Consider the following 13,320-nt stretch of genomic DNA (forward strand, 5'->3'; position numbering starts at 1 on the left):
ATACGCCAAACCTGTAGGTGCGAATTTATTTCGCGCTCATGTAATTTAACTTTATAAAAAGCGAGGTATAAAACCTCACCTACAAATAAAAACACCGCGTTTAAATTAAACGCGGTGTTTTTATTTGCTTGCTGTAGCTTTCATTTGAAAGCCAACGGCTGTGCTTTACAGATTAAGCGTAAACGTAACACCTGCTACGCGAGGCTCACCTAATTGTGTGTAGGTATGCGTTGCGTAACCATCTTGTGGATCGTTACCAAACTCAAAACCACGTGTAGGGACTGTCTCATCAAACACGTTACGAGCCCATGCGCGAACTGCCCACATGTCTGCTTCGTAGCCAAAGCTTAAGTTAACTAAGTTGCTGCTTGGTGCCTGTGAGTTATGACTATCTGAGAAGTAGTAGTCGTCTTTACCTTCAACACCAATCATACCGTAAAGCTCACTTGTAAAGTTATAGCGAGCAGTAAACGCATACTGGTATTTAGGTGACTGTGCTTGCTCACGACCGTCTTGGTTTAAGCCAGACTGCGTTACAAAGTCATCTATTTCAGTGTTTAAGTAACCAGCACTACCCGTTAAAAATAGATTATCAGTTAGTTGGTAACTACCTTCAACTTCTAATCCGTAGTTGCTACCAGAACTTGCGTTATCAACATAACCGGTAAATTGCTGACCTTCTACTTGCCATGCTTTTAACTGAATATCGTCGCGGTGCATGTAAAATGCAGCTAAGCGAAGCGTAAATTTGTCATCAAGCGATGAGCCTTTAACACCAAATTCGCCACTCCATAAATATTCAGGGTCGAAACTGGTGTGTTGCTGGAAAAAATCAGCGCTTAGGTTTAAGCCTTCATCTTTGGCTTTAGCAAGCGCTTCTGAGTTAATACCACCGGCTTTGTAGCCACGCGTAATGCTGGTGTAGATCATAGTGCGATCAATCACTTGATATTCAAGTGCTATTTTACCGCCAACCATTACGTCGTCAGTGTCTTGTATAAAGCCATTGCTATCGGTGTAGTCGCCTTGGTATTGCTCTACACGTAAACCTGTAATTAATGTTGTTTTAGGGCCAATTGGAGTCGCTACTTGACCATATACTGCAACGTTACTCGTTTCGTAAGTTGAAGAAAACGGGCTTGCTAACCATGTGTATTGGCGCTCTAAATCAACGTCACGGTTTTGGTAATAAATACCCGCAACCCAGTTACCCGTTTTAGAATTAAACTGTAAATCTACAGACTGATCGTCGCGATCGCGGCTGTATAAATCAGTTGAGCTGTATCCATCTGGATGTAAGCCAGCAGCACATAACTTTGGCTCACTTGTATCGTTACATACCCAGTCTTCGTCAAAGCTGTAAAGTAATTCGGTATCAATAGCAGATAGGTTTAGATTTACATCAAAAGCGTCAAAACCCGTGTAAGTATTATTGACACCTATAGCGTAGCTTTCTTGATTATCTTGCCCTGGCTCGTCGGCAACACTATTGCGGCTGTTATCAAGCGTAAACGCATCGTAACCATTGTTTATGTCAATATAGTGAAGGTTTAACTCAGTATTTAAATGCTTTGTAAGCTGGCTGTTTATTTTAAAGCGGGCTACTTGTTCGTCTTGATTTTGTGTTTCGTCATTTAAGTACAAGTTATCTACGTAACCGTCTGACTTTCTGCGAAAGTAGCTAACGCGTGCGCTAGTGTCATCTGTTAAACCAGTGCTTGCTGCAATACCTGCTTCGCGGGTGTTGTACGTGCCAGCACCTACTTGTAATTTTAAACTTGGATCGCTCGTGGCTTTAGCTGAACCCATTTGGATCATACCGGCCATACCGTCTGCGCCAAAGCGTGTTCCTTGTGGGCCACGATAAATTTCTACTTGGTCTATATCAAATAATAATGAGCTGCCACCAAGACCAGAATAGTTAATACCATCAATAACTAAGCCTACAGATGGATTAATAGGATCTACAAATTGTGAGCGAAGTCCCACGCCACGAATTTGGATGTAACGACCACGCGATGCACCAGATGCAAAATTTACATTGGCGGTACTGCCTAACATTTCGTCTAAGTAACTTGCACCACGTTGATTAATTTCATCTTCGCTGAATAAGCTCGCACTCGCGCTTAAAGTTTGAATGCTTTCGCGCTGAAAATCGCCGGTTACAACAATTCTTTCTAGGTCGCTATCATCAGCGTTAGCTGCAATTGGTGCACCAAGCAGCGGTAAAAGTGCGGCAGTAATTAAAGACAAACGTAAGTTCATTGGGTTACTTAACTCCATTTTAGGGACTCGTATGGTAGCAATTATTTAAACACATGTGCTATAAACGCGGCAATTATACGTTAAATAATCAGGATTACTAATATGACCTTTAAAGTTGACTTCAAAGTACGTGATTACGAATGTGACTTACAAGGTATCGTAAATAACAGTGTTTATTTTAATTATTTAGAGCATGCTCGCCATGAATTCTTGTACGCACACGGTATTGATTTTGCTCAATTAGCGAAAGATAAAATTAACCTAGTCGTGATGCGCAGCGAAATGGACTATAAACATTCACTATTACCAGGTGATGAATTTTATGTGGCTGTGGAGCCGCAGCGTATTAGTCGTTTAAAATTTGCGTTTAAGCAAACGGTTATACGTAAAAGCGATGAAAAAGTAATGCTCAATGCACTGGTTATAGGAACGTCTGTTAATGAAAAAGGTAGACCGTTTTTACCTGAGCAAATAGATAACGTATTTAAAACTACAACTTAGTACTTAATCGCATAACTTTTGAACTATCATAGAACAAAAATTTACATTTAAAACATGCATTTTTAACGGATAAAGGGCATAAATATTGTTACAATTACATTAATTAGACAATTAGTTAGTAGTAGCATGAAATTAGCAGCAATACCGATGCTTATAGTCGGTTTATGTGTTGGTTGCGCATCAACAGGGACGGTTACCAGTGAGCAGCTTAAATACACCCAATGGCAATTATCACGTGTTGATGGTTTAGCAATTCCACCTTCGTTTAATGCATCAATGAGCTTTATTGAAGCACTGCAAGTAAACGGTTTTGCTGGCTGTAACAAATTTTTTGGTGAAGGTTCGCTTGAAGAAAGTAACCTTACCGTAAGTAAATTAGGAATGACGCGCAAGTCGTGCGGCGAAGACCTTGATGAGTTTGAGCAGCAGTTATTACAAGCCTTAAAGCAAGGTGTCGAGCTTAAAATGCAAGGCCAGCAATTAGTCATGCAAGGCGAGCAAACATTTGTGTTTATCCCTAAATAATTTTAAGTTTTTGAAAAACAGCCCCTTGCGGGCAGTTTTTAACTGACGTACACTCAGCGCAGATTTGATGGATAACACCTTCAAATTAACGAACAGAATTTATATATCAATACTTGTCGGAGTGCCAAAGCTAAGTAATTAGTTTTTGGCTGAGATCGCGAAAGCGGGATCCGTGAACCTGATCAGGTTAATACCTGCGTAGGGAACAAGCTGCCTAAAATGGGACGCTTGTGCGTCTTTTTTTATGCGCACAATAAAGTGATTTTGTTTATTTTAGGCTGCAAAGTAGCATGTACGCTACTTTACGATCTTTCTCTATTCCTCGGAATATCTGACAAGACAACCCTTAAGCAATGAGGCAAGTCATGTCAAATACTACAAATAAAGCGTCACGCCGAGAAACTCGTGCTGCCGCGTCTGAATATATTTATAACTTAACGGGTCAACCGTTTCCAAATTCTCATAAAGTATACGTTGAAGGTACTCAACCTGGTGTGCGTGTTGGTATGCGTGAAATTACGTTAAGTGATACGTTTATTGGTGGCACAGATGAAAACCCTGTTTATGAGTCAAACGATCCGCTACGTGTTTACGATACGTCGGGCCCGTATACCGATCCTAATTTTGAACTAGACGTGCGCAAAGGCTTACCAAAATTTCGTGAACAATGGATTGAAAGCCGTGGCGACACCGAAGTTTTAGAATCAGTAACGTCGCAATTTTCGCAGCAACGTATGGCGGATGAAGGGCTGGATCATATTCGCTTTGATCACCTTCCAAAAATTCGCCGTGGTATCGCGGGCAAAAACGTAACGCAAATGCACTACGCACGCCAAGGGATTATTACTCCTGAAATGGAATACGTAGCCGTTCGCGAAAATATGGGACGTGCAGAAATTCGTAAAGAATTACTTGCCGCGCAGCATAAAGGCGAGTCGTTTGGCGCGAGTATTCCTGAATTTATTACCCCAGAATTTGTACGCGATGAAATAGCCCGTGGTCGCGCTATTTTACCAAATAATATAAACCATCCAGAAACAGAACCTATGATTGTAGGCCGTAACTTTTTAGTTAAAGTTAACGCCAACATTGGTAACTCATCGGTTAGCTCATCTATTGAAGAAGAAGTAGAAAAAATGGTGTGGTCTACCCGCTGGGGTGCAGACACCGTGATGGACTTATCAACGGGACGCTACATTCACGAAACGCGCGAATGGGTTGTACGTAACTCGCCTGTCCCTATTGGCACAGTACCGATTTATCAAGCGCTTGAAAAAGTAAACGGTGTGGCTGAGGATTTAACGTGGGAAATTTTCCGCGATACGCTTATAGAGCAAGCCGAGCAGGGCGTTGATTACTTTACTATTCACGCCGGTGTATTACTTCGTTATGTACCAATGACGGCTAAACGCGTGACCGGCATTGTGTCGCGCGGTGGCTCAATTATGGCTAAGTGGTGTTTGGCGCATCATAAAGAAAATTTTTTATACACGCACTTTGAAGACATTTGCGAAATTTTAAAACAATACGATGTGTGTTTTTCACTTGGTGATGGACTTCGCCCTGGTTCGATTGCTGATGCTAACGATGAAGCGCAGTTTAGTGAGCTACGCACATTAGGTGAACTGACTAAAATTGCGTGGAAGCACGATGTACAGGTATTTATTGAAGGTCCAGGACATGTGCCAATGCACATGATTAAAGCCAATATGGACGAGCAATTAAAACATTGTGACGAAGCGCCATTTTATACATTAGGTCCGCTAACGACCGATATTGCACCAGGGTACGACCATATTACTTCTGGTATTGGGGCGGCTCAAATAGCATGGTACGGCTGTGCAATGCTTTGCTATGTAACACCTAAAGAGCATTTAGGTCTGCCAAATAAAGACGATGTTAAAGAAGGCTTAATTACCTACAAAATTGCAGCGCATGCCGCCGATTTAGCAAAAGGGCATCCTGGCGCGCAAGAACGCGATAACGCCTTATCAAAAGCACGCTTTGAGTTTAGATGGCATGACCAATTTAATATTGGTTTAGATCCAGACCGAGCTCGCGAGTATCACGACGAAACCCTGCCGCAAGAATCAGGCAAAGTGGCTCACTTTTGCTCTATGTGTGGTCCTAAATTTTGCTCTATGAAAATTAGCCAAGAAGTACGCGATTACGCTAAAGATTTAGAAACACGCGGTATTGATCCTAATAACGCAGGCGACGCTATTGAAATAAAAATGGTTGATGTAGAAGCCGAAATGAAAGCTAAATCTGACCAGTTTAAGCAAACAGGCTCAGAGATTTACCATAAAGCGGTATAAAGTAATTATCGCTAAAAGTTAGATGCAGACGTAGGTGAGGTGTTATACCTCGCTTCTTTAAAAGTTGAAGAAGTGCGAAGTAAATTCGCACCTACTAATAACTGCTTTGGAGGTTTTCGTGTCTTATAACATTGCGGTGGTTGGGTTTGGTTTAGCGGGCAGGTTAGCTGCGCTTACGCTGAGTAAACAGCACCATGTCACTGTTTTTGAAGCAGATGACGAGCATACTCAAAATAGCGCAGGTAAAGTGGCAGCAGCAATGCTTGCCCCGCTTGCTGAGTCGGTGTTATGTGAGGCTGATTTAGCTTTAATGGGTCTTGATTCAATGAAGCGCTGGCCCAGCATTATTGCCGAGCTTGAAAGTGACGTTTTTTTTCAGCAGCAAGGCACTTTGGTCATTGCGCACCAGCAGGACAAAGGCGATTTACAAAGCTTTGCACAGCGTATAAAACCGCTAGCTGATCACACTGCCGAGCATATAAATGCTCAACAAATTACAATGCTTGAACCTGAACTGGCAGGGCGCTTTAATCAAGGCTTATTTTTACCCTGCGAGGGGCAAATTGATAACCAAGCATTTTATAAAGCCAGCTTTGCACAGCTCAACAAACGCAAAGTAAAATTTGTATTTAATCAGCGCGTAACCATTAGCGACAACAAAATAAACAATCGACCATTCGATTATATTATTGATTGCCGTGGGCTTGGTGCTAAAAATACTCAAGATGATAAACCGCTTAGAGGTGTGCGCGGCGAAGTAGCAAGGTTATACGCACCAGAGGTAAGTTTAATCAGGCCCGTGCGTTTAATGCACCCGCGTTATCCAATTTATATAGCGCCTAAACCTAATCATGAATATGTAATTGGTGCGACTGAAATAGAGTCACAAGACAGCGGCGCGGCAACAGTGCGCTCAACTCTTGAGTTACTTTCAGCGGCTTATACCGTACACAGCGGGTTTGCCGAAGCACGACTACTTAGTATTCAAACCGGATTACGCCCTGCATTTAGCGATAACCGCCCAGAAGTATCACAAGTTGGTAATGTAATTAGCATTAACGGTTTGTATCGACATGGTTATATGTTGGCGCCGGCATTAGTGGCGCAAGCAGTTTCACGAATAGAGTGAGAGTAGAATGAATATTACAATTAATGGCGAGCTACTTAATGTTAATAGCAAAGCACTCGTTGAGGTACTTCAAAGTTTTGGTGCAGTCGCGCCTTTTGCTGTGGCTGTTAATGGCGAATTTATTCCACAAAGTCGGCACAGTAACTATGTACTTAATGAAGGCGACAGTGTTGAGTTGCTGTCACCCATTCAAGGCGGATAAAGCTCATGCAAACTAAAGACTGTTTAACTATTTATGGAGAGCAAATAAAGAGTCGCTTATTAATAGGCTCTGCGCTTTATCCGTCGCCCGACATTATGACCCAATCGATAGTTGCCTCTGGGGCTGAAATAGTAACTGTGTCGCTTAGGCGCCAGCAAAGTGCAGCGGCAGGTGATGATTTTTGGCAGTTAATAAAAAATACAGGCTTAAAAATACTGCCTAATACCGCAGGGTGCCACAGTGTTAAAGAAGCTATAACGCTTGCAAAAATGTGCCGAGAGGTATTTTCTACCGATTGGATAAAGTTAGAACTGATTGGCGATGATTACAATTTACAGCCTGACCCTTTTGCGCTACTTGAAGCCACAAAAATATTAATTAATGATGGCTTTAAAGTATTGCCTTATTGCACCGATGACTTAGTACTTTGCCAGCGCTTAAATGAACTTGGGTGTGAGGTGCTTATGCCGTGGGGGGCGCCAATAGGCACCGGTAAAGGCTTGTTAAATAGCTATAATTTAAAAACTATTCGAGAGCGTTTACCCGATACCACATTAATAGTAGATGCAGGTTTAGGTTTGCCATCGCATGCCTGCCAAGCACTCGAAATGGGGTATGATGCGGTATTATTAAATTCAGCCATTGCAGGGGCGGGTTGCCCAATTACTATGAGCCGCGCATTTAAAGCCGCAGTTGAAGCGGGGCGCTTTGCATACAAAGCAAAAGCGATGCCGGAAAAAGACGTTGCAGCCCCATCAACCCCAACAATGGGTATGCCATTTTGGCATCAGCAGTGAAGGAAAGAATATGAATAACGTAGTATGGACAATTGCCGGTTCTGATTCTTGCGGCGGTGCCGGTATTCAAGCTGATATAAAAGCAATGCAAAGTTTTGGTGTACATGGCTGCACGGCAATTACGGCGCTTACTGCACAAAATAGTTTAGGCGTAGAGGCCATTAATGCAGTCTCTACCGATATTATTGAATCACAGTTACTAGCGCTTGAAAAAGACATGAAAGCCAAAGTGATTAAAATTGGCATGCTTGCCAATGTGCAGCAAATTCAGTTGATCAGCGAACATATAAGTCACTATAAAGCTAAGTGGCCGGTGCCTCCCGTTATTGTATATGACCCTGTCGCTATTGCCTCAAGCGGTGACTTACTAACAGAAGAAGACACGGTAAGCGCAATAAAAGAATGCCTACTGCCGCTGGTGGATGTAATAACCCCAAACACCCACGAAACACAGTTATTAACCGGTGTGTATTTAATTGGCCCGGCTGCAATAAAAGAAGCGGCTAATAAGCTATTAAGCTGGGGTGCAAAAGCCGTTGTTATTAAAGGCGGACATTGGGATTACCCAAGTGGCTACTGCATTGATTATTGTATTGATAGTAATACGCAAAATGGTGAAGAATATTGGTTAGGCAATCAAAAAATACAAACACCGCATAACCACGGCACCGGGTGTAGCATGGCTTCGGTAATTGCTGCGTGTTTAGCTAAAGACTACCCATTAAAAGATGCCTTTATTTTAGCTAAGGCATATATAAACCAAGGATTAAAACAGTCAGTACGCTACGGCGAAGGGATTGGGCCGGTTGCTCAGACCTCGTTCCCCACTAATTTAGCTGACTACCCACAAGTAATTGAGCCAGGTAGCTGGCTGGGTGATGAGCTTGATTTTGATGTGCCGCTTGATTTTAATATGGCTGCTGATTTTGCACCTTGTGAAAGTAAATCACTGGGCTTATATGCGGTTGTTGATAGCACAGATTGGTTAGAAAAATGCTTACAACAAGGCATTAAAACAGCGCAGTTACGCGTTAAAAATAAAACGCAAGACGAGCTGGATGAGCTCATTAAGCAAGCTGTTGAGCTGGGCAAGCAATACAACGCACAGGTATTTATAAACGATTACTGGCAGCTAGCTATTAAACATGGCGCGTATGGTGTGCATTTAGGGCAAGAGGATTTAGAGATTGCCAATTTAGCGGCAATTAAAGACGCTGGGTTAAGGCTTGGGCTTTCTACTCATGGTTTTTATGAAATGCTGCGTGCGCATAATTATCGCCCTAGTTACATGGCATTTGGTGCTATTTACCCAACCACAACAAAAGACATGACAGGTCAAATACAAGGCCTTGAAAAGCTGATTAAGTTTGTACCACTTATGCAAAGCTACCCAACAGTAGCAATAGGTGGTATTGATTTAAGCCGTGCTGAGCAGGTAGCTAAAACCTGCGTAGGCAGTGTTGCCGTAGTGCGAGCGATAACAGAGGCTGATAATTACGTAGAGGCTATAAGCGCTCTGAAAGTGGCCATAAGCAGTGCACATTAATACTAACAAGGGTAATACTAACAAGGCTAATCTTAATATGGTCAGTAAAAGTGAATGAGCTAAGCGATAAAGAAACCCTACGATACAGCCGCCATTTATTGCTTGAAGAAGTAGGGCTTGAAGGGCAATTAACGCTTAAAACTTCAACGGTTGCGGTTGTTGGGGCAGGCGGGTTAGGTAGCCCAGTACTTTTGTATTTAGCTGCGGCGGGTATTGGAACGCTTATTTTAATTGACGATGATGAGGTAGAACTTTCAAATTTACAGCGCCAAGTGCTTTATAAAATAAACCACTTGGGGCAAAACAAGGTCGCCGCAGCGGGTAAAGTATTAGCGAGCCTGAATAATCAAATAGAAATAGTAACGCATTGCCAAAAGTTAGATGAGAGTAATGCAGCCTACATGCTAAAAGGGGCTGACATAGTACTTGATTGCTCTGATAACTTTAGTACTCGCTATAGTGTTAATCGTTATTGTATTACTAATAAAACACCGTTAATTTCTGGTGCTGCATTGGCAGCTAAAGGGCAGTTAATGGGCTTTGATTTTAGGCAAAGTGATAGCCCGTGTTATGGCTGTGTTTTTCCACAAAGTGAAGCTACACCAGTTATTAATTGCAGTAACGCAGGAGTAATTAGCCCGCTACTTGGTGTAATAGGCTCTATGCAGGCGCAACTCACGCTCAACTTATTGCTGGGGCATGCAGAGGGGGCTGTGTTTATAACCTTTGATGCGCTTACTTTAAAACAACAGCACTTTAAAGTGATTAAAGATTTAGAGTGTAAAGAGTGTGGAAAATAGGTTTTTGAGGGGCTTGTGCCTGTTATTACATGTGGCGTTAAGAAACCAAAAGCTGACGCTTTTAACGTGAGCAAGCTCTACGTCTACAACACATCAAAACTTCTGCACCAAAATTGTAGACGCACAGCTTGCTGGCGTGATGGACGAAGTCCATAAAAATATAAACGGTGCAGCCTGCAATTAAATATAAACCAAAAGCTGACGCTTTTAACGTGAGCAGGCTTCACACCTACAAAACCAAAAAACCGCGTTTAAATAAACGCGGTTTTTTGATTTCTAATTAACAATTGATTTTAGTCGTTAATTTTTGCAAACGCAGTACCTAAGCGGGTAACCACTTCAGGTAATTGATCGTCCAGTATTTCCGCTTTATCAGCACCCCATGCAAGTACCACAGTAGAGCCTAATTTAAAGCGGCCCATTTCTTCACCCTTTTTAAGCGTGATGGCATTATCGCCAGTGGTTGGGTATTTCCAACTAAATACATCGCTACCTGCTGGTGGCGTGACAGTACCTGCCCAAATAGTTTCTATGCTGGCTACAATTGTTGCGCCAACAAGTACCATTGCAAGCGGACCAATTTCAGTTTCAAAAATTGCTACCACACGTTCGTTACGTGCAAACAAGTTAGGCACGTTTTGCGCTGTAAGTGGGTTTACTGAAAATAAATCACCTGGCACGTAAATCATTTTGCTTAGTGTGCCATCAACTGGCATATGAATACGGTGGTAATCTTTAGGTGCTAAATAAATCGTTGCAAACTTACCGCCTAAAAATGGTGTTGTATCATCTTGTGAGCCGCCTAGTAGCGCTTGTAAGCTGTAATCGTGGCCTTTAGCTTGTATTAGCTGTCCGTCAACAATATCGCCTAGCTGGCTGATTGCGCCATCCACTGGATGAATGATGATATTGCTACCATCTACCATTGGGCGCATGCCGTCTTTTAAAGGGCGAGTAAAAAAATCATTAAAGCTTTTATAATGAGCCGGATCTGGGTATTGGGCTTCGCTCATATCTACTTTATATTGCTTAATAAATAGTTTAATTAAAGTAGTTGTTAAAGCACCCGCTTTTGCAGCAGCTAATTTTCCGACTACGCGTGAAATAAAATGTTTTGGCATTGCGTACTGCATTGCGATTTTAAATTTGTCTAAACTCACAGTATTTTTCCTAAATTATACGCGAGGCGCACGGGCGCCTGCACGGCCATCGGCCATTGTTTCTAAAATTCGGTGGTAGCTGTCAAAGCGCAATTGAGAAATTCTTCCATCGGCTACTGCTTCTTTAACGATGCAACCCGGATCGTTTAAATGTTTACAGTCTCTAAAGCGGCATCCGCCTATAAATTCTCTAAACTCTTTAAAGCACCACGTTACACGCTCAACATCTAAATGCCATAAACCAAACTCACGAATACCTGGCGAGTCGATTAGGTTACCGCCACTTGGTAAATGGTGAAGTCGCGAAACTGTTGTTGTGTGCTGGCCTAAGCCGCTGTTTTCAGATACTTCTTTAGTTAATATTTCAGCGTTAGGCAATACAGTATTAACGAGGGTTGATTTACCCACACCACTTTGGCCAACAAAAATATTATTTTTATCAACAAGTACTTCTTTTAATTTATCAATACCATCGCCTGATATATTACTAACAAGGAGTACTTGGTAATCAAGTTTACGATAGATATCGAGAACTTTTTGTATTTCGTTAAGGCCTGCTTCGTCAATTAAATCGGTTTTATTGAGCACTAAAATTGGCTCAATGCCCATATCTTCACAGGCTATTAAATAACGGTCGATAATACTGGGTGTAAATTCGGGTAATACCGCCGATACCATGAGTATTTGGTCAATGTTGGCTGCAATAACTTTAACACCGTCGTAAAAATCAGGGCGGGTAAGTTGCGAGCGACGCTCTTGCGTGGCTTCAATTACACCGGCTAAATCACCTTCACTTACTTTGGCACGGCGAAATAATACTTCATCACCACATACTAAATTAGACACAGTACGGCGTATATTACAGCGAAGTACATCGCCATTTTCAGTTTCGACATCGGCGTGTTGGCCAAAACGACTGATCACAATTGCGCTCTCGACCTGACCTAAGTTATCGGTTTGCCATTCTTGCGCCCCTTTTTTAGCCGGTCTTGAGTCTGCGCTATTAATGCGCTTTTGGTGATTGGCCTTGATCTGACGCGATTGGCCTTTACTTAATTTTTTTTGTTTTGCCACTGGAGGCCTATAACCTTAGTTAAATGTCGCTTTTCCTAAAAAAAGCTTTAGCTCGACGGTTGATGCTAATATGATATATCGAAATGCGTTGGATCTAAAGGAAAGCACCGCTTAGGTAATTATGACTATTAATAAATCAAATTTAATTTGGCTCGATCTTGAAATGACAGGGCTCGAACCAGAGACCGATAAAATACTCGAAATTGCGACGGTTGTCACTGACGCAGACCTGAATATATTAGCCGAAGGGCCAACTATAGCTATTCATCAAAGTGATGAATTACTAAATGGCATGGACGAGTGGTGTACTACTCAACATGGTAAGTCGGGTTTAACAGCACGCTGCAAAGCAAGTACCTTTGATGAAGCCTATGCTGTAGAGCAAACTTTAGCGTTTTTAAAGCAGTGGGTACCAGCAGGCACTTCGCCAATGTGTGGTAATTCAATTGGTCAAGACCGCCGCTTTATGAATAAATATATGCGCGAACTTGAAGATTTTTTCCATTACCGAAATCTCGACGTAAGTACTATTAAAGAATTAGCACGTCGCTGGAAACCAGAAGTACTTGCAAAAGTGAACAAAAAAGGCTCACACCTTGCTTTGGATGACATTAAAGATTCGATTATGGAATTAAAAGTCTATAGAGAAAATTTCTTTAATTTGTAAAAAACACTTGCAAACAGACTGTATTATTGTAGAATCCTGCCCCGCTCAAGACGATAACCCACGCGGGGTTAGTGTGTTTGAGTGATTGAATTACCATCAATAAATGCGGTACTAGCTCAGTTGCTAGAATGTTGAACGCGACCTGTCGCGCACCAATGTAAAATAACTGAAGAAGTAAAAATGCGGTACTAGCTCAGTTGCTAGAATGTTGAACGCGACCTGTCGCGCACCAACGTAAAATAACTGAAGAAATAAAAAATGCGGTACTAGCTCAGTTGGTAGAGCGCGACCTTGCCAAGGTCGAGGTCACGAGTTCGAGCCTCGTGTACCGCTCCA

General features: G+C 42.2%; 12 protein-coding genes, 1 tRNA gene and 1 riboswitch. Of the genes, 10 read left to right on the forward strand and 3 right to left on the reverse strand.

Annotated features, from left to right (window positions below):
* Positions 1-165 precede the first annotated feature (165 nt).
* The gene (locus I6E72_RS09780) at positions 166-2,283 is read right to left on the reverse strand and encodes a TonB-dependent receptor (RefSeq protein WP_197112138.1); all 2,118 of its coding nucleotides are present in this window, start codon (positions 2,281-2,283) and stop codon (positions 166-168) included.
* An 84-nt stretch (positions 2,284-2,367) separates the two neighbouring features.
* On the opposite strand from I6E72_RS09780, the gene I6E72_RS09785 reads away from it, so the two are divergent.
* The 8 genes from I6E72_RS09785 (at position 2,368) to I6E72_RS09820 (ending at position 10,083) form a co-directional block, all read left to right on the forward strand.
* Entirely contained in the window at positions 2,368-2,766 is a 399-nt protein-coding gene (locus I6E72_RS09785) for an acyl-CoA thioesterase (protein WP_010555268.1), read from the forward strand.
* Between the two features lie 126 nt (positions 2,767-2,892).
* Positions 2,893-3,291: an META domain-containing protein gene (locus I6E72_RS09790; RefSeq protein WP_331459205.1), complete on the forward strand. Its 399-nt coding sequence runs from the start codon at positions 2,893-2,895 to the stop codon at positions 3,289-3,291.
* 107 nt (positions 3,292-3,398) lie between these two features.
* A riboswitch (TPP riboswitch) is annotated at positions 3,399-3,513 on the forward strand.
* A 143-nt stretch (positions 3,514-3,656) separates the two neighbouring features.
* On the forward strand, positions 3,657-5,609 hold the full coding sequence (gene thiC / locus I6E72_RS09795; RefSeq protein ID WP_231620525.1) for a phosphomethylpyrimidine synthase ThiC: 1,953 nt from the start codon (positions 3,657-3,659) through the stop codon (positions 5,607-5,609).
* Between the two features lie 118 nt (positions 5,610-5,727).
* Entirely contained in the window at positions 5,728-6,738 is a 1,011-nt protein-coding gene (locus tag I6E72_RS09800; protein WP_197112147.1) for an FAD-dependent oxidoreductase, read from the forward strand.
* Between the two features lie 7 nt (positions 6,739-6,745).
* Positions 6,746-6,940 (forward strand): sulfur carrier protein ThiS, encoded by a 195-nt coding sequence (gene thiS / locus I6E72_RS09805; RefSeq protein WP_002960781.1) that lies wholly within the window; start codon positions 6,746-6,748, stop codon positions 6,938-6,940.
* A 5-nt stretch (positions 6,941-6,945) separates the two neighbouring features.
* Complete coding sequence (locus I6E72_RS09810; protein WP_197112149.1) at positions 6,946-7,737, forward strand: thiazole synthase; 792 nt, start codon at positions 6,946-6,948, stop codon at positions 7,735-7,737.
* A 10-nt stretch (positions 7,738-7,747) separates the two neighbouring features.
* Positions 7,748-9,283, forward strand: coding sequence for a thiamine phosphate synthase (gene thiE / locus I6E72_RS09815; RefSeq protein ID WP_197112151.1), 1,536 nt, complete (start codon positions 7,748-7,750; stop codon positions 9,281-9,283).
* Positions 9,284-9,333: 50 nt separating this feature from the next.
* Positions 9,334-10,083, forward strand: a complete 750-nt coding sequence (locus tag I6E72_RS09820) for a HesA/MoeB/ThiF family protein (protein WP_197112153.1) — start codon at positions 9,334-9,336, stop codon at positions 10,081-10,083.
* Between the two features lie 293 nt (positions 10,084-10,376).
* On the opposite strand, the gene asd is transcribed toward I6E72_RS09820, so the two are convergent.
* A complete protein-coding gene (gene asd, locus I6E72_RS09825) occupies positions 10,377-11,243 on the reverse strand; it encodes an archaetidylserine decarboxylase (protein ID WP_197112156.1) in 867 nt (288 codons plus the stop codon).
* Between the two features lie 15 nt (positions 11,244-11,258).
* Positions 11,259-12,317, reverse strand: a complete 1,059-nt coding sequence (gene rsgA / locus I6E72_RS09830) for a small ribosomal subunit biogenesis GTPase RsgA (protein ID WP_010554253.1) — start codon at positions 12,315-12,317, stop codon at positions 11,259-11,261.
* 121 nt (positions 12,318-12,438) lie between these two features.
* Here rsgA and orn point away from each other — a divergent pair, with 121 nt between their 5' ends.
* Positions 12,439-12,984, forward strand: a complete 546-nt coding sequence (orn, locus tag I6E72_RS09835) for an oligoribonuclease (protein ID WP_007585019.1) — start codon at positions 12,439-12,441, stop codon at positions 12,982-12,984.
* A gap of 260 nt (positions 12,985-13,244) precedes the next feature.
* Positions 13,245-13,320 (forward strand) — tRNA-Gly (locus I6E72_RS09840).

It is taken from the genome of Pseudoalteromonas sp. NSLLW24 (assembly GCF_015864725.1).
GTDB classification, from domain to species: Bacteria; Pseudomonadota; Gammaproteobacteria; order Enterobacterales; family Alteromonadaceae; genus Pseudoalteromonas; species Pseudoalteromonas arctica.